Source organism: Pseudomonas sp. S35 (assembly GCF_009866765.1).
In the GTDB taxonomy this organism is placed as follows: domain Bacteria; phylum Pseudomonadota; class Gammaproteobacteria; order Pseudomonadales; family Pseudomonadaceae; genus Aquipseudomonas.
This window is the reverse complement of sequence record NZ_CP019431.1, coordinates 6103708-6128564: the sequence shown is the minus strand read 5'-3', so window position 1 is coordinate 6128564 and position 24857 is coordinate 6103708. Positions and strand designations below refer to the sequence as shown.

Sequence of the window (24857 nt, the reverse complement as noted above, 5' to 3'; positions counted from 1 at the left end):
CATAACAAAGACGGCCTTCGGCAGGAATGCCGGGGCTGTTTTGACGGGTGCGGTTTTAACTCTGTAGGGCTGCGAAACCCTATCGCCAGTCAATGCCGGCGACGGGGCGAACTATAAGCGGCGATTTTGCTTGTCGCAATGGTCGTGTAGGACGAGCACAGCGTCTTCAGGCAAAGCAGATCAACTGCGGGAGCCGGGCTTGCCCGCGATAGCCATGCATATCTGCACATCTTTGGTGAAAATATTACCTGAGCCCACGAGGCTCTTGTGGTGAGCGGGGCAAGCCCGCTCACCACAGAGTTATGTGTCAGCACTTTAAGTGCCTATGCCGTTATCTCGGGCAAACCCGGTTCCCACAGGGATGGTGGCGTGTTTAATACGGTCGCTTCACCGTGGAATCGTCCCTGGCACCACCGGACACTTCACTCGTGATCAATATCCAACTTGGCAAACGTCACCTTCGCCCCTTCCTTGCTGTCCCCACTGTTGTCTTGCACATACGCGCCCGCCTTGAAGTACAGCGGCTTGGCCGCCCAGGCCGCGCCGATGCGCTCGTTCCACTCGCTGTCGGCGGCGTACACGCTGAGCAGCCCGGCTTTGTTGAGGTTGATTACGTAGGTGAAGCTTTTCTCCAGTGGCACATTGGCGGCGACGATGATCACACGGCTCTCGTCTTCATCCGGGCGCATGCGCACTTTGGCGACGATGTTGCCGGTCTGGGTCTTTTCCTTGAACTGGTATTCGAGCTTGATCAGGGGTTTTTGGCTGTCATAGGCGTGGATCTGGCCAATGACGATCTTGCCGCTGGAGGGCACTTGGTTCACCGCCAATGTGGCCCGCAGGAAGTTGTCGGCGTCGGGGTAGGTCCAGTTGCGCAGGCGGCCGTCGGCGTAGGTTTCGCGCAGTTCGCTGCGGGGGTAGATGGCGTTTTCGGTGCGGGTGCCGGTGACGGGTGTCCAGAATTGCACGTTGCTGCCTTCGGCCTGGAAGTACTGGTCATTGAAGCCGCTGAGCAGTTTTGGCGTGTCGATGGTCGCGGGGGGCGAGCCGACCGGAATGCTCAGGTTCCAAGTGGAGAGGTCGATCATGGTGTTGGCCTTTTACAGGGGGTGAAGGCTTTGGCCCGGGGGCCAGACAGGTTCTTTATAGGCGGTGGCCGGCCTGTTGTTAAACATTTGCTGGCAATTTATTGGCGCCAAAGGAATGCCAAAAAGCCATGTTTCCCATGAACCGTGGGCTGTAGAGGTTGACCGTTAGTCGGCTGACTGAACTTTGGCGCAATGATGGCATCCACGTCACTTCTGATTTTCAGGATCCGGGGCTAGAGTGAGGCCTTGATGTTTGTCCGGCTTTTCTGTCAGAAATGACCGGATTAGACCTAAGGAAGAGTCCCAGCATGGAATGCGCTCCACATCACGGCGATGGCAGTTCGGTTCTTCTGGTGGTCGATGACTACCCGGAAAACCTGATCAGCATGCGTGCGCTTTTGCAGCGTGATGATTGGCAGGTGGTGACGGCATCCTCGGGTTTGGAGGCTCTGGAGTTGCTGCTGCTGCATGAAGTCGACCTGGTGTTGCTGGATGTGATGATGCCCGGCATGGACGGCTTCGAAGTCGCCCGCTTGATGCGCGGCAGCCAGCGCACACGCATGACCCCGATCATCTTTCTGAGTGCCAACGCCCAGTCGCCTGCCGCCGTGCTGGAAGGCTATGCCAGTGGCGCCATCGACTACCTGTTCAAACCTTTCGATCCGCATATCCTCAAGCCCAAGGTCCAGGCGTTGCTGGAGCACCAGCGCAACCGCCGAGCCTTGCAGCGCCTGAGCCATGATCTGGAGTCCGCTCGGGCGTTTAATGCGTCGGTGCTGGATAACGCCGCCGAGGGCATCCTGGTGGTGAGTGAGGAGGGCGTGATCGAGTACGCCAACCCGGCGATTTCGCGCCTGCTCAACGCGACGATCCAGGAGTTGCAAGGCCAGGACTTCCTGAGTTTCCTGCAAAAACCCCATGTACCCACTTGGCTGGATTCGCAGATGTACGCCGGTTACCGCAAGGGCGAAACCTGGCGTCTGCACGATGCGCTGCTACGCACGGGACGTGGCCAGCAGGTGCCGGTGGCGTTGTCGTGCGCGCCGCTGCCTGCCGAGCAGAAGGCTATGGTGGTGACGGTGCTGGACATGTCCGAAGTGCGGCACCTGCACCAGCAGTTGGAATTCCAGGCCGTGACCGACCCGCTGACCGGGCTGCTGAATCGACGCGGCTTCTACCAGGCGGTGGAAAACACGCTGTTGCGCAGCGAGCGCACCGAGCAGTCACTGGTGTTGTTGTACCTGGACCTTGACGGTTTCAAACGGGTCAACGACTCATTGGGCCATGATGCTGGTGACCGGGTGTTGCGCTGGGTGTCGGAGCAATTGCAGGGCTGCTTGCGTTCCTACGACATTATCGGGCGCATGGGCGGCGATGAATTTACCGCGCTGCTGGAGTTGGAATTCCCGGAACAGGCGGCCAAGATTTCGGAAAAACTGATCGAACGAGTGTCTGTTTGCCAGCAGGTCGACGGTTTGGATGTAATGCTCGGCGTGAGCATCGGCATTGCCACCTTCCCGGACTGCGGCGCGGATTTGAATGGTTTGTTGCGTGCGGCCGACATCGCCATGTACGAAGCCAAGCGCGCAGGCCGTCAGCAGTATCGCTATTACGACCAGGAAATGAACGGCCGCGCCCGTTCGCGGCTGATGCTCGAAGACAGCGTGCGCACGGCGATTCAAAGCAAGGAATTCACCCTGGTTTACCAGCCTCAGGTCTCGCTGGCGGACGGTCGTTTACGCGGCGTCGAGGCGTTGTTGCGCTGGCAGCACCCCAGTGTCGGCGATGTGCCGCCGGGTCTGTTTTTGCCGTTGCTGGAAGAGGCCCGGCTGATCAGCCAACTGAGCACCTGGATTTACCAGCAGGTCGCCGCCCAGCGCCAGGTGTGGCACAGCACCTTCGACGATGAGTTGGTGCTGAGCGTGAGCCTGAGCAGTAGCCAGTTCAATATGCCGAACCTGGCTAACCAATTGCAGCAGGTGATGGAGCGGCATGGGTTGCAGGCGCGGCAACTGGAGGTGGAAATCGGCGAGGAGTGCCTGATGAGTAACCTGGAGGAGGCCACCAAGCAGCTCAAGCTGCTGCGCCGAATCGGGGTGCGCATCGCGCTGGATGACTTTGGCTCGGGGCAGTGCTCCCTGGCCCATCTGCGCGACCTGGAATTCGACACCCTCAAGCTCGACCCGCAATTGGTTGCGCGCCTGCCGGGTTCGGCGCGGGACGCCGCTATGGCGCGCAGCATTATCGAGTTGTGCGCGCATTTTGAGGTGCTGGTGGTCGCCGAGGGCGTGGAAACCCAGGCGCAGGCCCAGTGGCTCAAGGCTCAGGGTTGCCCGTTTATCCAGGGGCCGTGGGCAGCGCAACCTCTGATGGCTGAGGACGTGGTCGACTGGTCACGCGCCCGCGTGCGTTGAATTCGCTACACTGGCGGCCATTCGATCCCCGTTGCAGACCTCAATGACCGCGCTGAAATACCTCCAGGCCTACCCCGCAGCCCTCCAGGAGCAAGTACGCCAACTGATCGCCAAGGACCAGTTGGGTGCCTATCTGGAACAGCGTTACCCCGAACGCCATGCCGTGCAGAGCGACAAAGCGCTGTACGCCTACGCCCTGGCCTTGAAGCAAGAGCACCTGCGCAATGCGCCGGCCATCGACAAGGTACTGTTCGATAATCGCCTGGACTTGACCCACCGCGCCCTCGGCCTGCACACCACGATTTCGCGGGTGCAGGGCGGCAACCTCAAATCCAAGAAAGAAATCCGCATTGCCTCGTTGTTCAAGGACGCCGCGCCGCAATTTCTGCGCATGATCGTGGTGCACGAACTGGCGCACTTCAAGGAGTCGGACCACAACAAGGCCTTTTACAAACTCTGCGACTATATGATGCCGGGCTACCACCAGGTTGAATTCGACCTGCGGGTGTACCTCACGTATCGCGACCTGCAGGGCAAACCCTGACCGCACAAGGCGACTGATCATGGATGTGAGCAAGACCAAAAGCAGCTTCTACCGCCGCCTGTATGTGGCGTACTTGATCGACAGCGGGCTGGCCAGCAATGTGCCGGCGCTGACCGACGCCACCGGCATGCCCCGGCGCACAGCGCAGGACACGATTGCGGCGTTGGCCGACCTGGATATCGTGTGTGAATTCGAGCAGCAAGACGGTGCCCGCAACCATGCCGGGCACTATCGGATTCGCGACTGGGGTGCGATTGATCGGGGATGGATCGCGGTGAATCTTGGCCAGATCAAGCGGGTTCTGGGTTATCCCTGAGTTCAGCGATGGCGGCCTTAAGCGCGGCGCATACCAATATGTGGAATATCATCCTCAAGGTATTCCTCACCCGCCACCACAAACCCATAGCGCCCGTAATAGCCCTGCAAATGCGCCTGAGCTGACAGAAAGATCGGCGTCTGTGGCCAGATATCCTCAATCTGCCTGAGGGTTTCTTCCATCATCGCGTGCCCCAGCCCGGTCCCCCGTGCCACCGGCGCGACGATCACCCGGCCAACTACCACATCGCCGCCTTGGGACTCAGGGTCCAGCAGGCGCAGGTAAGCCACCAGTTCATCATCTTTCCAGGCCATCAAGTGGTGGGTGTCGCCCGTCAGGTCCTGCCCGTCGATGTCCTGATAGACGCACTTCTGCTCGACAACGAAAACCTCGCCGCGCAAGCGCAGGATGGCGTACAGCTGCTCCTTGCCCAAGTCAGTGTGATGTTTGCAGACCCAATCGACTGTCATGGTGTGTTCTCACGTAAATGTCTGTGCTGGATAGTAAGCGCCATCGGCAACGCTGTCTAAATCAACTATTTTTGTGAGTGAAATCAATTTGCCATCATTGAGTGCATTCGCCGCGCGTTTCTTTGTGTAATCTTCAGCTACTGTTAGATCCTCAGTGCCCGCCAAGGACGTTAAGCATGCCGCGGTTTTCTCGTGCCTTTGCTTTGATTGGAGTGTTGCTGCTGGCCCAGCCTGCCGTCGCACAGCGCTTGCGCCTGGTCGCGGATGCATGGCCGCCGTTTACCGATGCCACCCTGATCAATGGCGGGTTGGCCACCGATATCGTCAGCACAGCCCTGGCCCGTGCGGGCTATGCCAGTGACTTCGAGCAGGTGCCCTGGGCTCGGGCACTGATGGGCGTGGGCGATGGGCGCTATGACGTGTTGGTCAATGCCTGGTACGACGACGCCCGTACGCAACTGGGGCAGTTTTCTGGGGAGTACCTGCTCAACCGCGTGCGCTTTATCAAGCGCCGTGACGATCCCATCGAATTTCAAAACCTTGAACAACTGCACGCCTACCCCATCGCCGTGGTGCGCGGGTATGCCTATTCGGCGGCGTTCGATGGGGACGCCCAGATGCAGAAAGTCCCTGTGCATAACTTCGCCATGGCCGTGCGCATGCTGGCGGCGCAGCGCGTGCGGTTGACGGTGGAGGATGAATACGTGGCGCGCTATTACCTGTCGCGCGAATCGGCGCGGGTGCGCAATACGGTGGAGTTCTTGCCCAAGCCGCTCAGTGAGAACAGCCTGCATATCCTGGTAAGCCTGAAGAACCCCGAGCATGAACAGATCGTGGCGAGCTTTGATCGTGAAATTGCCAAGATGAAGGCTGATGGTAGCTATGAGCGGTTGATGAAGGCTCACGGGATGTAGCGGCCTAAGCCGCGCTGGTGTCCTTGATCAAATGCGCCGCCAGCGTGCGCAACGGCCCCAACTGCCGGCAAATCAACGCCAATTGCGTCTGCACCAACCGTTGCCCTTCATCAATCTCATCCGGCATCTGCTCCAGGTCCGCCGCCAGGGCTTCTTCGGCGTCGCTCTGGATCGCAATCGGCTGCTTGTTGGCCAGCCCTGTGGCGATTTCATCGATGCTCGCCGCCAGTGTCTTCCCGGCGCCGTCGATCAAGTGCTCGCGTACCTCGGCCGGCAATTGCGTATCGCGGTGGGCGCCAAGGCCCGACAGGTAGCTGAGCAAGGTGTGGGACAGCACCAAAAAGCGGAAGCCCACGTCTGCTTCCTTACGAAAGTGCCCCGGTTCCATCAGCATGTTCGCCAGCGTGGTGGACAGCGCCGCATCCGCGTTGTGCGCGTTACGGCGTGCCAGGCGGTAGGCCAGGTCGTCGCTTTTGCCGGCGGCGTATTGCTGCATGATCTGGCGCAGGTAGATGCTGTTGCAGGTCAGGGTGTTGGCCAGCACTTTGTTCAGCCGCCGGCCTTGCCAGTCGGGCAGGAACAGGAATACCGCCAGGCCCGCAATCAGGCTGCCGAGCAGGGTGTCGAACAGCCGTGGCAGAAACAGCCCGTAGCCATCGCCCACTTGGTTGAAGCAGAACAGCACCATCAGGGTGATGGCCGCCGTGGCCAAGGTGTACCGGGTGGTGCGGTTGATAAAGAACACCAGGCCGGCGGCAATGGCGAACATCGATTGCACCAAGGGGCTTGGGAACAGATCGAACAGCGCCCAGGCCACCGTGAGGCCGATGGCGGTGCCGATGATCCGCTGGCCGAGCTTGCGCCGCGTCGCACCGTAGTTGGGTTGGCACACAAACAGGGTGGTGAGGATGATCCAGTAACCCTGGGAAGCGTGGATGGCATGCAAGGTGCCGTAGCCGATGGTCAGCGCCAGGGACAGGCGCAACGCATGGCGAAACAGCAGCGACGTCGGCGTAAGTTGGGTGCGCAGGCGCGTCCACATTTCCTTGAGGTTGCGCGGCGCACGGTCCAGCAGGTTGCTGTCGGTGGCGTCGGCCAGGGCGTCGGGGTTGCTCGCGTCGCCCAGCAGGCGGTCGAGGGTGGACAAGTTGGCGGCCAGCGCGCGCAACGAACGCAGCAGGCCGCGCCAGGCCGGGTTGCTCTGGATGCGCAGGTGTTCCAGGGAGGCATTCAGGTCGCTGAGGGCTTGGGCGAAGCTGTCGTCATAGATGAACGGTTGGCGCAGCTGGATCGACTCTGCCAGCGCCTGGCAGGCCTTGCCTTGCTGGCGCAGCAGGCGCTGGCAGCGGAACAGCACATCGCTATGGAAGAACGCATCGGCCAGGGCGTTGTAAGGGTAGTGGGAGGAGCTGGCGCGTTCGTGGATGTCCTGGGCCAGGAAGTACAGCTTCAGGTAACGACTGACTTTCGAACCCGGTCGACCATTGCCCACGCGGTGCAGGATGATTTCCTTCGCCGCATTCAACGCCGCCACCACCCGGCCATTTTGCTGGGCCAGTTCCAGGCGGCGTGCTTCCACGTCCAGCTGGCGGATCGGTTCGAACAACGAAGATTTGAGCTTGAGGTAGCGCCCCAATTCACGGAACAACCGCGCCAGGCTCTGCTGCACCGGCTGATTGGAAAACAGCGCCTGCCACAGCACCGACAACGCGCCGTACCAGGCGGCGCCGGCCACCAGCAGCAATGGCTCATGCCAGAAATCACTGACGGCACCGCCGCGTTGGTCCACGCCGATCATGGTGTAGACCGACAGAATCAGCGTGGCCGACGCAATCGCGCCATAGCGTTCACCCAAGGCGCCGAGCATGGTCAGGCCGAACGTTGCCAGGGCCAGCGAGAGGGCGAAAATCCACGGGTAAGGGAACAGCAACTCCACCGACAGCGCGGCGATGCTGAAACACACCAGCGTCACCGCCAGGGCGTTGAGACGGCCTTGCCAACTGTCGTCGGTCTCAGCCAGGGCGCTGGCGATGATTCCCAGGAACAGCGGGATCAGCAGCGCCATTTCATCCTGGTACCAGCACAGCGCCATGCTGCCGGTAAGGGCGATGAATACCCGAATGCTGTAACTGAATTTATCCAGCGCCCACAGGCGCCGCATGGACTGCTTGAACGAGGTCGATGACATGAAGTCGTGAGTCTTCCGGGACGATGCCGCTAAATTGAGCCATCAGTGACGCCACGGCAAGGGTGGTGATCACATCTCACTGCAATTTATTCCCTGGCACACCGCAAATCAAAATGTGGGAGGGGGCTTGCCCCCTCCCACATTTTCTACTGCGTCGTGTCAAACAAACTGCGCGGCCGCGTAACCGGAAGCCCACGCCCACTGGAAGTTAAACCCGCCCAGGTGCCCGGTCACGTCCAGCACTTCACCAATAAAGTACAACCCTGGGCTTTTCAGCGACTCCATAGTCTTGGACGACACTTCCCGCGTGTCCACACCCCCCAACGTCACCTCGGCGGTGCGATACCCCTCGGTCCCTGCCGGCACCAGCTGCCAGCACCCCAGCTTCTGCGCGATGTCGGCGATTTCGGCGTGGGTGTACTGCTTCATCGGCTTGGACACAAACCACGTCTGCGCCAGCAGGTTGGCCATCTTCTTGGTGAAGATCTCACCCAGCAGGGTTTTCAGCTCACTGTTGGGGTGCTCGACCTGCTGCTGTTGCAGCCAGGTGTGGGCGTCGTGGTCGGGCAGCAGGTTGATCTCCACGGTGTCGCCGGATTCCCAGTAGGAGGAAATCTGCAAGATCGCCGGCCCGCTCAAGCCGCGGTGGGTAAACAGGATGTTCTCGCGAAAGCTCTGGTCGTTGCAGCTGACCAGGCAATCGACCGAGGTGCCGGACAACTCGCCGCACACATCCTTGAGCTGATCGGTAATGGTGAACGGCACCAACCCGGCGCGGGTCGGCAGCAGTTCATGGCCGAATTGCTGGGCCACTTGATAACCAAAACCGGTGGCGCCCAAGGTTGGAATCGACAAGCCGCCCGTGGCGATCACCAGGGATTCGCAGCGCAGTTCACCCAAGGTGGTCTGCAGCTGGTAGCCGTTTTCGAGCTTGGCGATTTCCTGGATGGAGGTGTCCAGGTGCAGGCTCACGCCGGTCTGGATGCACTCGTCGAGCAGCATGCCGAGGATGTCGCTGGACTTGTTATCGCAGAACAGCTGGCCGAGTTTTTTCTCGTGGTACGGCACGCCGTGCTTGGCCACCAGCCCGATGAAATCCCACTGGGTATAGCGGGCCAGGGCGGATTTGCAGAAGTGCGCGTTGTGCGAGAGGAAGTTGGCAGGCTCGGTGTACATGTTGGTGAAATTGCAGCGGCCACCGCCGGACATCAGGATCTTTTTGCCGGCCTTGTTCGCGTGGTCGATCAACATCACCTTGCGCCCACGCCCGGCGGCGGTCAGTGCGCACATCAAGCCTGCGGCGCCGGCGCCAATGATCACAACTTCGGTCGAGCGCAAAACGGTGTCCTCACAAAATATTGATCTGAAATGCAATCAAAACTGTGGGAGAGGGCTTGCCCCCGATGTCGGTGTATCAGTGGCAGATGTACCGACTGACACACTGCAATCGGGGGCAAGCCCCCTCCCACATTTGGATCTCCATTGAATGGGAGATTTTTTACAGGATGCGAACGCGCAACGAACGGCCTTTGATCTTGCCGTCATTCAAACGCTGCAACGCCTGCTTGGCGATGCCGCGCTCTACGGCCACGAACGCCTGGAAGTCAAAGATCGCGATCTTGCCGACCTGGGCACCCGGGATGCCAGCGTCGCCGGTCAGTGCGCCGAGGATGTCGCCCGGACGCACTTTGTCTTTGCGGCCGGCGGCGATGCACAGGGTGCTCATCACCGGCAGCAGCGGACCACCGCTTTGCGGCTTGAGGTTGTCCAGTTGGTCCCAGTTCAGCGGCGACTTCTGCAGTTGCTCGATGGCCTGGGCGCGATGCGCTTCGGACGGTGCGACCAGGCTGATGGCAATGCCGGTCTCACCGGCGCGGCCGGTACGGCCGACCCGGTGGATGTGGATTTCCGAGTCGCGGGCCAATTCGACGTTGATCACCATGTCCAGCGCGTCAATGTCCAGGCCGCGAGCGGCGACGTCGGTGGCCACCAGCACCGAGGTGCTGCGGTTGGCAAACATCGCCAGCACCTGGTCACGGTCGCGCTGTTCCAGGTCGCCATGCAGGCCGACGGCGCAAATGCCCTTGGACGTCAGGTGGTCCACGGTTTCCTGCACTTGCTGCTTGGTGAAGCAGAACGCCACGCAGGACGCCGGGCGGAAGTGCGCCAGGACTTTGGTCACCGCGTCCATGCGTTCTTCCGGGGAGATCTCGAAGAAACGCTGCTCGATCTGGTCATCGGAGTGGAACGCCTCGGCCTTCACTTGCTGCGGCGCACGCATGAACTTGGACGCCAATTGCTTGATGCTCACCGGGTAGGTGGCCGAAAACAGCAGGGTCTGGCGGCGTGGCGGGGTCTTGCTGATGATGTCTTCGATGGCGTCGTAGAAGCCCATGTCGAGCATGCGGTCGGCTTCGTCGAGGATCAGCGTGTTCAGGCCATCGAGCACCAGCGAACCCTTGCGCAGGTGTTGCTGGATGCGGCCCGGGGTGCCGACGATCACGTGGGCGCCGTGCTCAAGGGACGCGATCTGCGGGCCGAGGGACACGCCGCCGCACAGGGTCAGCACCTTGATGTTGTCTTCGGCACGGGCCAGGCGACGGATTTCCTTGGCCACTTGGTCGGCCAGTTCACGGGTCGGGCACATCACCAGGGCCTGGCAGCCGAAGTAGCGCGGGTTGATCGGGTTCAACAGGCCGATACCGAATGCAGCGGTCTTGCCGCTGCCGGTCTTGGCCTGGGCAATCAGGTCCAGCCCCTTGAGGATCACCGGCAAGCTTTGCGCCTGGATCTGCGTCATCTCGACATAACCCAGCGAGTCGAGGTTAGCCAGCATGGCGGCGGACAGGGGCAAAGTATTAAAAGCGGTGGCGATGGTAGTCACGGGACTGGCTCTGCAAAACAAAATGTCGCGCAGTGTAGCAGCCCTGTGGGAATTTCCCCGCAAGTTCTAGACGAGCCGCCAGCTAATGCTCGATATGCTGCTCCGGGCTGACCGCGCGTTTGCCATCTTTTGGCGACAGTTGCAGGAAGATCGCCGCCGCCAGCATCGCCATGATGCCCACGGTGAGGAAGGTCAATTGGAAGGCGCCAAGGATACTGTCCACACCATCGTTGCCGGCCTCAGCGGTGAAACCGCCGAGCAGTGCACCGGCGCAGGCCACGCCGAGGCTTAAGGACAGTTGCGCCACCACCGACAGCAAGCTGTTGCCGCTGCTGGCCTGGGCGTCGTCGAGGTCGATCAGGGTCACGGTGTTCATCGCGGTAAATTGCAGGGAGTTGATCGCCCCCAGCACCGCGAGCATGCCCAGCAGCAAAGGGTAGGGCGTGTGTTCCGTGACCAGGCCCATGCTGGCGAGCATCAACCCCAACGCCAGGGTGTTGCCGGTCAGCACGATGCGATAACCCAGGCGCTCGATCAGCGGCCGCGCCACGGACTTGGCAAACATCGCCGCCGCCGCCAGGGGCAGCATGCTCATGCCGGCTTGCGACGGCGAGTAGCCCAGCGCCACCTGCAACAGCAGGGGGACCAGGAACGGCAGCGCGCCGCTGCCCAGGCGGGCGAACAGGTTGCCCAGAATGCCCACCGCAAAAGTGCGCGTCTTGAACAGCACCGGCGAGAACAGCGCATTGTCGATATGCCCGGCGCGCAGCCAATACGCCGCCAGGCAGGCCAGCCCGCCGAATAGCAGCAACATCACCCGCAGGTGCGGCAGGTGCAGTTCGCCCAGGCCTTCCATCGCGATGGTGATGAGTACCATCGCCGCGCCGAACAGCAGGAAGCCGATGCCATCGAAGCGCGTACGCTCGCTGCCGCGCAGGTCGGGGATGAATTTCCACACGGCGTAGCAGCCGATCATCCCCACGGGCAGGTTGATCAGGAAGATCCAGTGCCAGGTCAGGTATTGCACCATCCAGCCGCCCATGGTCGGGCCCAGCAACGGGCCGAGCAGGCCAGGGATGGTAATGAACCCCATGATCCGCACCAGTTCGGAGCGCGGGTAGGCACGTAAGACTACCAGCCGGCCGACCGGCAGCATCAACGCGCCGCCCAAGCCCTGCACCACCCGTGCGCCCACCAGCATGGTCAGGCTGCTGGACAAGGCGCACAGCAAGGACCCGATGCTGAACAGCATGATCGCGCCAAAGAAGATCTTCTTGGTGCCGAAACGGTCGGCGATCCAACCCGACGCCGGGATCAGCAGCGCGACGGTGAGCATGTAGGCAATGACCACGCCTTGCATGCGCAACGGGTTCTCGGCGAGGTCCCGCGCCATCGCCGGCAGGGCTGTGTTCAGAATCGTCCCATCCAGCGACTGCATGAAGAAGGCAATCGCGACCACCCAGGGCAGCCAGCGGGCGGTCTTGGCATCGAGCGGGACGCGATTCGGCATGGGAACCCTTTTGTTAGCAGGCTATGTGTTGGCGATTATGCGCCATTCGTCGCGCTTTTTCCCACTGGCGGTTGGTCTATGTCTGACAACACCGCGTGCTTGCCGACCAAAAAATTCAGCAGCGCGCGGTGCACCGACAAGGCCGCCTCGCGGGACTCCAGATCAAGCAAATGGCCAGTGTGCTCGGCCACGGCAAAGCTGCTGCGGCCCACGTACTGCTTGAACAATTGCGCTTCGGCGGCCGGGGTGTACTCGTCCAGCGTGCCATTGAGGAAATGCACCGGGGTTTCAATCTGCCGCAGTGCCGGCAGGTAGTTGCCGTCGCCCAGGCCCAGCACTTGGTGGATATGAAAGCGCGCCTGGCGATACTCGGTGGTGGCCATGCTCGACAGGTGGCGGTGGTTGTTGCGCTTGAGGCGTGGTGACAGGTATTTGCCGACCGTCTCGTTGAGCAAGTGGCCGACCGCGGATTTGTCATCGGCCTCGATCAGCACGCGCACGCGCTCCACATAATCGAGCATGGCCGGGTTGAGGCTGGGTGCCAGGGCCATCACCACCGAACTTTCGATGGACGGCGGGTTGTGCGCCAACGTCAGCAGCGTGGAGATGCCACCCCAGGAGGCCGACACCAGGTGGTTGACCTCAAAGCGCTCCACCAGGGCGCGCAGCATCTGCACTTCGTCGTCCTTGGTCACCAGGTCCAGGTCGGTGTTGTGCTCGCGGGAGTAGCCGGAGAATGGCAAATCGAACAGCAGCACATTGAAGTGCTCGGCCAGGCATTTGCTGGTGCGGGCGAACGAGCGGGTGGTGGACAGCGCGCCATTGACCATCAGCACGGTTTTCTTCTGCGGGTCGTGACCCAGTTGCTCCATGTGAACGTTGTAGTGCTTGAACAGCTTTTGTATGACGAAACTTCCATGGTTCATCGCAAAACTTCCTGTGGATGGCGGTATGCCACCAACCGTTATAACGAGGTTTTTTACAGGCGACAACAGGCTGCACGGGGAGGCGTGTGAGATGGGATTTGGCGGTAGGAATAGGTGAAACGAAGTCTCTGAAATCACCGCTAAGCAATGTGGGAGAGGGCCCCCTCCCACATTGGGTTTGCAGTGTTTAGAGGGTCAGCGTCAGGCGTTTTACCAAGGCGCCGGGGAGCAGGTTGGACGCAGTATTGCGCTGGCCATAGGTACTGGCCGACAGCAGCAATTCCCGCTCGGCAGTCAGCGCTTGCAACTGCGAACCCAGCAAGCTGTAGACGCTGTCATCAAAGCGCATGGTGCTGACCGGCGCCTTGATCTCGCCGTCTTCCACCCAGAAGGTAGCGAAGCGCGTCATGCCGGTGAGGCGTGCGGCCGGTAGGTCGGAGTAGTTCAGGTACCACAGGTTGCTGATGTACAGCCCGGTACCCAACTGTTTGAGGATGTCAGCCTGGGCCAGGCTGCCCGCCGCCATCTGCAAGGCGCTGGGGGATTCGTCGCTGCTCGCGCCGTTGGCACTCAGGCCATATTCGGCAGCGCTGCGCGAGTTGACCAATTGGCCGTCGGCCTTGCCAGCGTTGATCAGCGTCACATCGCCGCGCGGGTAGCCCTCGCTGGAAAACGCTTGGCTCAGGGAGCCGCTGACCTGCTCGTCCACCGTCACCAGCGGGCTGAGGTGTTGCTCACCGGCGTAGAGTTTTTGCAGCGAGCTGCCTTTGCTGGCGATGGCCTGGGCGGAGAAACCACCCCAGGTGATGATGCTGATGATTTCTTCCAGCGCCGCCGGGGCCAGGTAGGCGCGGTACTGTCCGGGCGCCAGTGGGTGCAACGGCCGGCCGAGGAACTCAAGCTGATCGCGGGCCTGTTGCAAACGGCGGTCGAACTCGGCGCTGTCCCAGGTGTGCCCGGCGTAGCTGGCTTTTACCGCTTCACCGTTGGCGTGGAACAGGCTGAAATCGAAGTTGAAGCTATTGGCCTGGTGCCAGCCGAATGCCCCGCCGGAACTGGCAAAGCCACGGCTGATCGGCCCGGCGGCGTAGATGCCCACCAAGTCCACGCCGTCGGCAGCCTGGCTGATGTCCTTCAGCACGAGGGCCAGGTCGGGCAGCGGCTGGGCCTGTTCGTTGTGGCTGTGCCAGGCGTTGTGGTTCAGCAGCAGATACGGGTCCTGCGGTAGCAGCGGCAAGGTCTCGCGCAGTTGCTGCAAACCCTCGGCGAGGCGCTGGCGGTCCAGTTCCGGTTCACCGGCCAGGGTGATGCTCAGGTCGGCATGGCGCCCGTCGTTGATCAACTTGAGGTTGAGGCTGGCCTGTTGCACCTGCCCGGCCTGACGCACCTTGGCGTGGTTAAAACGCACGAACTCGGATGACTCCGCTGCGTAGCCCAGGTGAAATTGTTCCTTGTCGGTGATGGCCTGCTTGAGCCACTCCACCAATGCCTTGAAGTTGTTCATCAGGCATCTCCCCCAAATACGTCAACGTTGCTGAACACACACGCCGGTGAGGCGTGGCCCACGCGAATCACCTGGTTGGGTTCGCCCTTGCCGCAGTTCGGCGTGCCCAGCACTTGGGTGGTGCTGGCGTCGCCCACGGCGCTGAGCTTGCGCCAGAACTGCGCGGAAATAGCCCGGTAGTTGGGGTTTTTCACCACGCCCTTGAGCTCGCCGTTTTCGATCAACTGGCCCCATTCGCAGCCGAACTGGAATTTGTTGCGCGCATCGTCAATGGACCACGACCGATTGGTCGACATCAGGATGCCGTTTTCGATGCCGCCCACCAACTGCGCGAAGCGCTTGTCGCCGGCTTCGATGTTCAGGTTGGCCATGCGGTCGATCGGTGCGCGGTTCCAACTGCTGGCGCGGCTGTTGGCCACGCCGCTCATGCCGGCGCGAAACTGCGACAGCGCGCCGCCCAGCGGCTTGAGCAGCAGCCCTTCGCGGATGAGGAATTGCTTGCTGGCGGCGGTGCCGTCGTCGTCATGGCTGTAGCTGGCGAGTTGCTCGGGAATGTCCGGATCGAAGGTCACGTTGAGCAGCGTGGAGCCGTATTGCAGATGGCCAAAGTCGCTGGCCTTCACAAAGCTGGTGCCGGCGTAGTTGCGTTCGTCGCCGAGGATGCGGTCCAGTTCCAGCGGGTGGCCGATGGACTCGTGGATCTGCAGGATCATCTGGTCTGGCATCAGCAGCAGGTCGCGGGGGCCTTGGGGGGTGTTCGGCGCCAGCAGCAATTGCAGGGCTTCGTCAGCCACCCGTGGCGCCGCACCGACCAGGCCGAAACGGCTGATCACTTCAAAGCCGCCTTGCTGGCCGAAGTTGCTGCCGCCGAGGGTGCGGGTCTGGCTGTCGTTGCCATCAAACGCGGTGACGTTGACGCCGGGGAACACAAAGCGCTGAGCCTGGCGCAACTCGGCGCCGGCCGTGTTGAGGTAGATCTGCTCGACGTGGGTCAGGCCCAGGCTCACATCCCAGCTCACCAGGCGCTCGTCCTTGGGCACGGCGGCGGACTCGTCGCCGAGCAGTTGGTAGCAGTCGCTCAGGGACGGGAAGGGCTGGTTGAGGTCGGGCGACAAGTAGTCGGCCACGTCACTGGACACGTGTTGGTCGCGCAGGTCGAGCAGGGCGTGCGGCTTGATCTGCCGGGCTTGCTGTTCGGCACGCTCAAGGGCGGCCTGCAGGCCGGCAAGGGAAATGTCGTGGGTCGCGGCGTAGGCTTCGACACCGTTGAGACGCACGGTGAGCATGGCGCCTTCGTCGTGGCTCAGGTGGGGCGGTTCGGCGACGTTCTTGCGCACCGAAAGGTACTGGCCGGATTCGCGTACGTAGCGCAGGGAGAAGAACTCAGCGGTGGTGCGCAGGGCCGCGAAGTGTTTTTTGAGTGTGGCGTGGTGGTAGAACATGGGGCCTTCCTTGTGGGCGGCTCAGCGCGGGCAGGCAGACAGAGTAGGCCTGGGCTGGGGGCTGATCAAGGGAGGTGGTTGTGCGTTGTTTGTCCGGGCCTCATCGGGGGCAAGCCCCCGATGGGAACACCGCGGTGTTTGAGTTACTGCACAATCTCACGCATCGGCTTGCCCCGCACCGGCGCACCGCCTGCTACATAGTAGTCAGCCGTGCTGCGCGGCAGCGCCTGGCGGCCACGGATCTTGTCGGCGATTTTCTCGGCGATCATGATCGTCGGCGCGTTCAAGTTGCCGGTGGTGATGATCGGCATGATCGAGGCGTCGACCACCCGCAGACCTTGCATGCCATGCACGCGGCCTTCGCCGTCCACTACCGCCATCTCGTCGGTGCCCATCTTGCACGAGCAGGACGGGTGGAACGCGGTCTCGGCGTGCTCGCGGATGAACGTGTCCAACTGCTCATCGGTTTGCACTTCAATACCTGGGCTGATTTCGCGGCCACGGTATTGATCCAATGCCGGCTGCTGCATGATTTCACGGGTCAGGCGGATGCCGTCGCGAAATTCCTGCCAGTCCTGCTCGGTGGCCATGTAGTTGAAGAGGATGCTCGGGTAGTCCCGTGGGTTCTTCGACTTCAGCTGGATACGGCCACGGCTCGGCGAACGCATGGAGCCCATGTGCGCCTGGAAACCGTGCTCTTTCACACCGTTGCTGCCGTTGTAGTTAATCGCGACAGGGAGGAAGTGGTACTGGATGTTCGGCCACTCGAATTCTTCACGGGTACGGATAAAACCGCCCGCTTCGAACTGGTTGCTGGCGCCGATGCCGGTGCCGTTGAACAGCCATTCGGCACCGATGGCCGGCTGGTTGTACCAGAGCAGCGACGGGTACAGCGACACCGGTTGGGTGCACGCATATTGCAGGTACAGCTCAAGGTGGTCCTGCAGGTTTTCGCCGACGCCGGGCAGGTCGTGGACCACCGGGATGTCGAGGCTTTCCAGCAATTTGGCCGGGCCCACGCCGGAGCGTTGCAGCAGTTGCGGCGAAGCGATTGCGCCGCTGCACACCAGCACTTCCTTGCGCGCACGGGCTTCAACGCGTTCTTCAGCCGCGCCGATCAGGTAACGCACGCCAACGGCACGCTTGCCTTCGAACAACACTTTGTCGGTGAGGGCGTGGGTGACGATGGTCAGGGTGGAACGTTTCTTGGCGGTATCCAGGTAACCGCGTGCGGTGCTGGCGCGACGGCCGTTCGGCGTGACGGTACGGTCCATCGGGCCGAAACCTTCCTGCTGGTAGCCGTTCAAGTCTTCGGTACGCGGGTAACCGGCCTGCACGCCGGCTTCGACCATGGCGTGGAACAATGGGTTGTTGCCCGCTTTAGGCGTGGTCACGCTGACCGGGCCATCGCCGCCGTGCCAATCGTTCGGGCCGATGTCGCGGGTTTCGGCCTTGCGGAAATACGGCAGGCAGTCGAGGTAGGTCCAGTTTTCCAGGCCTGGCAGTTTCGACCAGTTGTCGTAGTCCATAGCGTTGCCACGGATGTAGCACATGCCGTTGATCAGCGAGGAACCACCCAGGCCCTTGCCGCGACCGCATTCCATCCGGCGGCCGTCCATGTGTGGCTCTGGGTCGGTTTCGTAGGCCCAGTTGTAGCGACGGCCTTGCAGCGGGAATGCCAGGGCGGCGGGCATCTGGGTACGGAAATCGAGACGGTAGTCCGGGCCGCCGGCTTCCAGCAGCAGGACGGTGACGCCTTCGTCTTCGGTCAGACGGGTCGCCAGGGTGTTACCGGCAGAGCCGGCACCCACAATGATGTAGTCGTATTCTTGGGACATAAATGCACCCTCTTTGAAGTGTGGTCAGGTCGGGCCTCATCGGGAGCAAGCCCCCTCCCACATTTGAAGGTGTTCACACATCTGAACTTGTGAACACAGTCAGTGTGGGAGGGGGCTTGCCCCCCCCGATGAGGCCTCAAAGGCAATACAAGGCTCGGGTTCTTAGAACACCGAGGCGTAATCGCCCAGCTCAACCTGTACCGATTTGATGCGCGTGAAGTTATTGAGCGAGCTGATCCCGTTCTCACGACCCACACCCGATTGCTTGTAGCCACCGACCGGCATCTTCGCGTCGGACTCGCCCCAGGCGTTGATCCAGCAGATACCCGCTTCCAACTGATGAATCACACGGTGGGCGCGGTTCAGGTCTTTGGTCACCAGGCCCGCTGCCAGGCCGAAGTCGGTGTCGTTGGCGCGGCGGATCACTTCTTCTTCGGTTTCGTAGGTGAGGATGCTCATCACCGGGCCGAAGATTTCTTCACGCACGATCACCATGTCGTCGGTGCAGTCGGTGAACACGGTCGGTGCCACGAATGCGCCTTTGGCGAAGTCGCCGTCGGTCAGGCGGTCACCGCCGCACAGCAGGCGTGCGCCTTGCTCCTTGCCTTTGGCGATGTAGCCCAACACGCTTTCCATGTGGGCGAAGCTGACCAGCGGGCCGAAGTTGGTGTTTTCGTCTTCCGGGTTGCCGATGCGAATGCGCGCCACACGCTCAACGATCTTGGCTTCGAACGCGGCTTGCAGGTGCTTGGGCACGAACACGCGGGTGCCGTTGGTGCAGACCTGGCCGGAGCTGTAGAAGTTGGCCATCATCGCGGTGTCGGCGGCGCGATCGAGGTCGGCGTCGTCGAAAATGATCAGCGGGGACTTGCCGCCCAGTTCCATGGTCACGTCTTTGAGCGAGGAGCTCGAGGCGCTGGCCATGACTTTCTTGCCGGTGTCGGTGCCGCCGGTGAACGAGATTTTCTCGATGCGCGGGTGCTCGGTCAGCCAGGTGCCGACTTCACGGCCGCTGCCGGTCAGGACGTTGAACACACCGTCCGGAACACCAGCTTCGGTGTAGATCTCGGCCAGTTTCAAGGTGGTCAGCGAAGTGACTTCGCTTGGCTTGAAGATCATCGCGTTGCCAGCGGCCAGGGCCGGTGCGGATTTCCACAGGGCGATCTGGATCGGGTAGTTCCACGCGCCGATACCGGCTACTACGCCCAGTGGCTCGCGGCGGGTGTAGACGAAGGCGGTGTCGCGCAGCGGGATCTGCTCGCCTTCGATGGCGGGCACCAGGCCTGCGTAGTATTCCAGCACGTCGGCACCGGTGACGATGTCGACGTACTTGGTTTCGGAGAACGCTTTACCGGTGTCCAGGGTTTCCAGGGCGGCCAGTTCATCGTTGCGCTCGCGCAGGATGTCGACGGCACGGCGCAGGATGCGCGAACGCTCCATGGCGGTCATGGCGGCCCAGATTTTCTGGCCTTTCTCGGCGCTGACCACGGCGCGTTCAACGTCATCAAAGGTAGCGCGTTGCACTTGGGCGAGAACTTCACCGTTAGCCGGGTTGATGGCTTCGAAGGTGGCATCGCTGCCAGCGTCGCTGTAGCCGCCGTCAATGTAGAGTTTTTGCAGGTCGAAACGGGCCATAAAGTCCTCGCAAGTGCATAAGTGGTTGGCGTTAACCGCCGCCAAGTGGGCCATAAGGGTGTGGCAACACTGAGCGACAGCAGTTCAGGGGTTGAGCGGTTATGTGTGCTCTAACTCACCTGCTTGGCCAATTGGAAATCCATGTATTCGTAAGCGATCCGTTGCGCTTGCGCTGTGTCGAAAGCGTCTCCCGACAGGGCGCCGCGCAACCACAAACCGTCGATCAGGGCCGCCAGGCCTCGGGCTGCCTTGCGTGCGTGCGGCAGCGGCAGCGTTCGGCGGAACTGGCAGCACAGGTTGGAATACAGACGTTGATCGTTGATCCGCTGCAACCTGTGCAATGACGGGTGGTGCATGCTGGTGGCCCAGAAGGCCAACCAGGTTTTCATTGCCGGGCCGTTGACCTGGCTGGCATCGAAGTTGCCCTCGATGATCACTTGAAGGTGTGCCCGTGGGCTGTCGTCCGTGAGCGCAAGCCTGCGTTCGTGGACGTTCTCAATCAGCGCGTTCATCAAGTAGCGCATCGTCGCTGCAATAAGGCCGTTCTTGTCCTTGAAGTAGTGACTGATGATGCCGTTCGAAACGCCGGCCAAACGGGCGATCAGCGCAATGCTGGCATCGCCCATTCCGACCTGATCGATGGCCGTCAAAGTGGCTTCGATCAATTGCTGGCGGCGTATGGGTTGCATACCGACCTTGGGCATGTAGCACCTCTCCTTAGGCCTGCCGATGGGCGATGAACGTCCGTCGGCTTGGAGGCCAGTCTATTTTGTTTTGATTGAACGTTCAATCAACAAAGAATAAGCTCTGCGACAAATGGTCGCTGCCTACAGATATTTCCTACCTGAGAGCCGTGACATCCGGCACCTGCAAAAACCCTTGAAACGCCCTGTCTGCTGGTTCGGCAGGGGCTCAAGAATTTTCGGGGTGTCTTTATAACACCCGTCCGTCGACTGCCGAAAAATCGATGGCCTGGGATAACCGCTGCCTTGTGTTTCTCTCTCGCACTGCCCGGAGCATCTGCGCCATGAGTTCTGCCTCTCTTATAAAGACCCCGCCGGAAAAGGTACGGGTCAACGGTTGGGTGTTCTACACCTCCACCGCGCTGATTCTGTTGTTGACTGCCATCCTGATCATCGCCCCGCAGGAGGCCGGGCGCATGCTCGGCATTGCCCAGGCGTGGCTGTCTAAAAGCTTCGGCTGGTACTACATGGTGGTCATCGCCGCCTACCTGGTATTTGTGGTCGGCCTGGCATTTTCGTCCTACGGCAAACTGAAACTGGGCAGCAAGGACGACACCCCGGACTTCAGCTACGGCGCCTGGGCCGGCATGCTGTTCTCGTCGGGCATTGGTATCTCGTTGCTGTACTTCGGCGCCTCGGAGCCATTGGATCACTACTTCAACCCGCCCGAAGGCGCGCCGGCCAGCAATGGCGCGGCACGCCAGGCGTTGCAACTGACCTTCCTGCACTGGGGCCTGCATGGCTGGGCGATCTACGCCTTGGTCGGCCTGGCCGTGGCCTACTTTGCGTACCGCCATAACCAGCCGCTGGCGTTGCGTTCGGCGCTGTACCCGCTGATGGGCGAGCGTTGGGTCAAAGGCGCGGCCGGCCACGCGGTGGACGGTTTCGGCATGTTCGTGACCTTGCTGGGTCTGGTGACCAACCTGGGGATCGGTTCGTTGCAGGTGTCGTCCGGGTTGGAAAACCTGTTCGGCATGGAACACAGCAACACCAACCTGCTGATCGTGATCATCGTGATGAGCACCGTGGCGACCATCGCGGCTGTGTCGGGTGTGGAGAACGGCATTCGTCGCCTGTCCAACCTCAACATTGTGCTGTTCAGCGGCTTGCTGATCTTTGTGCTGCTGTTCGGCCCGACCCTGCACCTGCTCAACGGCCTGGTGCAGAACACCGGTGACTACCTCAACGGCATCGTGCTCAAGACCTTCGACCTGTATGTGTACGAAGGCGACGCTGAGAAGACCGAGCGCTGGATGGGCCTGTGGACCCTGTTCTACTGGGCCTGGTGGATTTCCTGGGCACCATTCGTAGGCATGTTCATCGCGCGTATTTCCCGTGGCCGTACAGTGCGTGAACTGGTGGCCGGCGTGCTGCTGATCCCGCTGGGCTTTACCCTGGCGTGGCTGTCGATCTTCGGTAACTCGGCGTTGGACCTGGTGCTCAATCAGGGCGCGGTGGAGTTGGGCAAGACGGCCCTGGAACAACCTTCCATGGCGATCTACCAACTGCTGGAGCATTACCCCGCGTCGAAAATCGTCATCGGTGTGTCGATCTTTGTGGGCTTCGTGCTGTTCCTGACCCCGGCAGATTCCGGCGCGGTGATGATGGCCAACCTGTCGTGCAAAGGCGGCAACGTGGACGAAGATGCGCCGCACTGGCTGCGCATCTTCTGGTCGGCGGTGATCACCCTGGTGACCATCGGCCTGCTGTTTGCCGGCAACTTCGAAGCCATGCAAACCATGGTGGTGTTGGCGGGGCTGCCGTTCTCGGTGGTGCTGATCTTCTTTATGTTCGGTCTGCACAAGGCCATGCGCCAAGACGCGGCGATCGAACAGGAGCAGGCGCAATTGGCTGAACGTGGGCGTCGTGGTTTCAGCGAGCGGTTGACCGCGCTGGACCTGCAACCGAGCCAAGGCACGGTGCAACGTTTCATGGACAAGCACGTAACGCCGGCGCTGGAAGAAGCGGCCGTCGCCCTGCGTGACCAGGGGATGGAAGTGCAGACGCTGCTGGGTAAATCCAAGCGCTGCATTGGTGTGCGTATCGAGATGGAAGAGGGCAACCCGTTTGTCTACGAAGTGAGCCTGGATGCTTACTCGGCGGCGCCCAATGACCTGCCTGAAGAAGAGCGCACCCGCTACTACCGTGCCGAGGTGTACCTGCACAACGGGCCTCAAGAGTACGACCTGATGGGCTTCGCCCAGGAGCAGATTACCCGGGACGTGCTCGATCAGTTTGAAAGCCATCGGCAGCTCCTTGGCCGTGTCTATAGCTGATAGTTGAGCTTGGCAATACTTTAAATGTGGGAGGGGGCTTGCTCCCGATGGCGGTGTATCAGTCTCAGCATCTGTAACTGATCCACCGCTATCGGGGGCAAGCCCCCTCTCACATTTTTAGCCCAGGTTTTTGCCTAGCAGGGCATGGTAGAGCTCACTGTCGCCGAGTATCCCCACCACCTTGTTGTTGTCATGCAACACCAGCTTGTTGCCCGTCTGGTAACGAATCTGCAGCGCATCACGCATGCCGATATTCGAGTCCACCAGCGTCGGCACGCGGTCCAGGCCTTCCACGGCTTGCCCCGGCGCCCAGTTCTGCAGGTTCATCACCACGCCATTCTGGCGCGCGCCTTGTATGGTGTTGCCTTCGGCCAGGTCCAGCCACGAGTCGCCGCCCGGGTCCAGGCACACTGAACCGTTCACACGTTTGCAGTTGTCCAGGGTGCGCATCAGGCTGCGGCCGCACAGCACGTTCAGCGGGTTGGTATGGGCGACGAAGGTGCGTACATAGTCGTCCGCCGGGTTCAGCACGATTTCTTCCGGCACGCTGTACTGGATGATCTTGCCGTCTTTCATGATCGCGATACGGCTGCCCAGCTTGAGCGCCTCGTCGAGGTCGTGGCTCACGAACACGATGGTTTTGCTCAGCTTGCGTTGCAGCTCCAGCAACTCGTCTTGCAAGCCTTGGCGAATCAACGGGTCGAGGGCGGAGAAGGGTTCGTCCATCAGCAGGATGTCGGCATCCATCGCCAACGCGCGGGCCAGGCCGACGCGCTGCTGCATGCCGCCGGACAGCTCGTCGGGCTTCTTGTTGCGCCACTGGGTCAGGCCCACCAGCTCCAGTTTCTCATCCACCAGCTTGCGCCGTTCTTTCTCGGGGCGGCCCTGCATTTCCAGGCCAAAGCTGATGTTCTCGCGCACCGTCAACCAAGGCATCAGGGCGAATTTCTGGAACACCATCGCGATGCGCTTGGTGCGCATCATTTTCAGCTCGGCGGGGGTGCAGGAGGCGATGTCGATCTGACGACCTTCATGCTCCACGAACAGTTGGCCACGGCTGACGGTGTTGAGGCCGTTGATGCAGCGCAGCAGGCTCGACTTGCCGGAGCCCGACAGGCCCATCAGCACGCAGATTTCGCCTTTCTCGATGTCCAGGCTGGCGTTTTCAACGCCGACAATCTGCCCGGTCTTTTTCAGGATCTCGTTACGGCTCATGCCCTGGTCCAGCAGCTTGAGCGCTTCGCGTGGGTCTTTGGAGAAGATCACGTCGACCTTGTCGAATCGGATAATGCTCATGCATCACCCCCTACTTTAGCGTCGGGTTGTTTGCAGATGCGGTCGAGCATGATGGCCAGCAACACGATTGCCAGGCCCGCTTCAAAGCCCAGGGCGATGTCGGCGGTGTTCAGCGCGTTGACCACCGGCTTGCCGAGGCCATCGGCGCCCACCAGGGCGGCGATCACCACCATCGACAACGACAGCATGATGCATTGGGTAATGCCGGCGGCAATGCTCGGCATGGCGTGGGGCAGTTCAATGCGCGAGAGCAATTGACGGCGCGAGCAGCCAAAGGCCTTGCCGGCGTCCATCAACTCTTGCGGTACATCGCGGATACCCAGGTAGGTCAGGCGGATCGGCGCGGCAATGGCGAATACCACCGTGGAGATCAACCCAGGCACCACACCCAGCCCGAAGAGGGTCAGGGTAGGGATGAGGTAGACGAAGGTCGGTACGGTCTGCATCAGATCGAGCACCGGCCGCATCATGGTGTAGAACATCGGTTTGTGCGCGGCAACAATGCCCAGCGGCACGCCGATGACCACGCAGACCAGGGTGGCGAACAGCACCTGCGCCAGGGTCTCCATGGTTTCCTGCCAGTACCCCAGGTTGAGGATCAGCAGGAAGGAGGCGATGACAAAAACAGTCAGTCCCCATTTACGTTGAATAAAGTGAGCCAGCAGCGCAATCAGACCGATCAATGCCAGCGGATTGAACCAGGTCAGCGCAAACGTCACGCCGTGGATCATCGTTTCCAGTGTCGATGCGATTGCGTCGAAGTAGTTGGCGCCGTGTTGGGTCAACCATTCGACGAAGGCAGCGATGTACTGGCCTAGTGGGATTTTCTGTTCAGTCAGCATGGTAGTGAGTGTCCACATGCGAAGAGG

General features: G+C 61.2%; 19 protein-coding genes. 5 read left to right on the top strand and 14 right to left on the bottom strand.

The genetic code is table 11. The annotated features are described in order from the left end of the window. Positions 1-422: 422 nt before the first annotated feature. Positions 423-1088, bottom strand: a complete 666-nt coding sequence (locus PspS35_RS27725) for a polysaccharide lyase family 7 protein (RefSeq protein WP_159937599.1) — start codon at positions 1086-1088, stop codon at positions 423-425. 308 nt (positions 1089-1396) lie between these two features. Here PspS35_RS27725 and PspS35_RS27720 point away from each other — a divergent pair, with 308 nt between their 5' ends. Genes PspS35_RS27720 through PspS35_RS27710 form a run of 3 tightly spaced genes read left to right on the top strand, consistent with a single transcriptional unit; the run spans position 1397 to position 4362 of the window. Then, entirely contained in the window at positions 1397-3502 is a 2106-nt protein-coding gene (locus tag PspS35_RS27720; RefSeq protein ID WP_159937598.1) for an EAL domain-containing protein, read from the top strand. Positions 3503-3545: 43 nt separating this feature from the next. Continuing rightward, a complete protein-coding gene (locus PspS35_RS27715; RefSeq protein WP_159937597.1) occupies positions 3546-4046 on the top strand; it encodes a M48 family metallopeptidase in 501 nt (166 codons plus the stop codon). A 19-nt stretch (positions 4047-4065) separates the two neighbouring features. Next, entirely contained in the window at positions 4066-4362 is a 297-nt protein-coding gene (locus tag PspS35_RS27710) for a winged helix-turn-helix domain-containing protein (protein WP_159937596.1), read from the top strand. A gap of 17 nt (positions 4363-4379) precedes the next feature. Here the strand turns inward: PspS35_RS27710 and PspS35_RS27705 are convergent, their stop codons facing one another. Beyond that, positions 4380-4832, bottom strand: coding sequence for a GNAT family N-acetyltransferase (locus PspS35_RS27705; RefSeq protein ID WP_159937595.1), 453 nt, complete (start codon positions 4830-4832; stop codon positions 4380-4382). Between the two features lie 176 nt (positions 4833-5008). Between PspS35_RS27705 and PspS35_RS27700 the strand changes: the two genes are divergently transcribed. Continuing rightward, entirely contained in the window at positions 5009-5746 is a 738-nt protein-coding gene (locus PspS35_RS27700) for a transporter substrate-binding domain-containing protein (protein WP_159937594.1), read from the top strand. A gap of 4 nt (positions 5747-5750) precedes the next feature. Here the strand turns inward: PspS35_RS27700 and yccS are convergent, their stop codons facing one another. The 10 genes from yccS to betI all read right to left on the bottom strand — a co-directional run bounded on the left by yccS (position 5751) and on the right by betI (position 20377). Further along, entirely contained in the window at positions 5751-7934 is a 2184-nt protein-coding gene (gene yccS / locus PspS35_RS27695) for a YccS family putative transporter (protein ID WP_159937593.1), read from the bottom strand. 159 nt (positions 7935-8093) lie between these two features. Further along, complete coding sequence (locus tag PspS35_RS27690) at positions 8094-9272, bottom strand: NAD(P)/FAD-dependent oxidoreductase (protein WP_159937592.1); 1179 nt, start codon at positions 9270-9272, stop codon at positions 8094-8096. Positions 9273-9432: 160 nt separating this feature from the next. Next, entirely contained in the window at positions 9433-10770 is a 1338-nt protein-coding gene (gene dbpA, locus PspS35_RS27685) for an ATP-dependent RNA helicase DbpA (RefSeq protein WP_238786087.1), read from the bottom strand. 130 nt (positions 10771-10900) lie between these two features. Further along, positions 10901-12328: a multidrug transporter subunit MdtD gene (gene mdtD / locus PspS35_RS27680; protein WP_159937590.1), complete on the bottom strand. Its 1428-nt coding sequence runs from the start codon at positions 12326-12328 to the stop codon at positions 10901-10903. 35 nt (positions 12329-12363) lie between these two features. Further along, complete coding sequence (locus PspS35_RS27675) at positions 12364-13254, bottom strand: alpha/beta hydrolase (RefSeq protein WP_159937589.1); 891 nt, start codon at positions 13252-13254, stop codon at positions 12364-12366. Between the two features lie 187 nt (positions 13255-13441). Beyond that, positions 13442-14758: a TldD/PmbA family protein gene (locus PspS35_RS27670; protein ID WP_159937588.1), complete on the bottom strand. Its 1317-nt coding sequence runs from the start codon at positions 14756-14758 to the stop codon at positions 13442-13444. Beyond that, entirely contained in the window at positions 14758-16200 is a 1443-nt protein-coding gene (locus PspS35_RS27665) for a TldD/PmbA family protein (protein WP_159937587.1), read from the bottom strand. Before PspS35_RS27665 ends, PspS35_RS27670 begins: the two co-directional genes overlap by 1 nt. A gap of 143 nt (positions 16201-16343) precedes the next feature. Continuing rightward, on the bottom strand, positions 16344-18038 hold the full coding sequence (gene betA, locus PspS35_RS27660; RefSeq protein ID WP_159937586.1) for a choline dehydrogenase: 1695 nt from the start codon (positions 18036-18038) through the stop codon (positions 16344-16346). Between the two features lie 162 nt (positions 18039-18200). Then, the gene (gene betB / locus PspS35_RS27655; RefSeq protein WP_159937585.1) at positions 18201-19673 is read right to left on the bottom strand and encodes a betaine-aldehyde dehydrogenase; all 1473 of its coding nucleotides are present in this window, start codon (positions 19671-19673) and stop codon (positions 18201-18203) included. A gap of 110 nt (positions 19674-19783) precedes the next feature. Next, positions 19784-20377, bottom strand: coding sequence for a transcriptional regulator BetI (gene betI, locus PspS35_RS27650; RefSeq protein WP_032884029.1), 594 nt, complete (start codon positions 20375-20377; stop codon positions 19784-19786). 380 nt (positions 20378-20757) lie between these two features. Here betI and PspS35_RS27645 point away from each other — a divergent pair, with 380 nt between their 5' ends. Then, a complete protein-coding gene (locus PspS35_RS27645; RefSeq protein WP_238786085.1) occupies positions 20758-22692 on the top strand; it encodes a BCCT family transporter in 1935 nt (644 codons plus the stop codon). 117 nt (positions 22693-22809) lie between these two features. Here the strand turns inward: PspS35_RS27645 and choV are convergent, their stop codons facing one another. Together choV and choW are read right to left on the bottom strand one after the other, a co-directional pair. Continuing rightward, complete coding sequence (choV, locus tag PspS35_RS27640; protein WP_159937583.1) at positions 22810-23988, bottom strand: choline ABC transporter ATP-binding protein; 1179 nt, start codon at positions 23986-23988, stop codon at positions 22810-22812. Continuing rightward, the gene (gene choW, locus PspS35_RS27635; RefSeq protein WP_010207125.1) at positions 23985-24830 is read right to left on the bottom strand and encodes a choline ABC transporter permease subunit; all 846 of its coding nucleotides are present in this window, start codon (positions 24828-24830) and stop codon (positions 23985-23987) included. Before choW ends, choV begins: the two co-directional genes overlap by 4 nt. Positions 24831-24857: the final 27 nt, after the last annotated feature.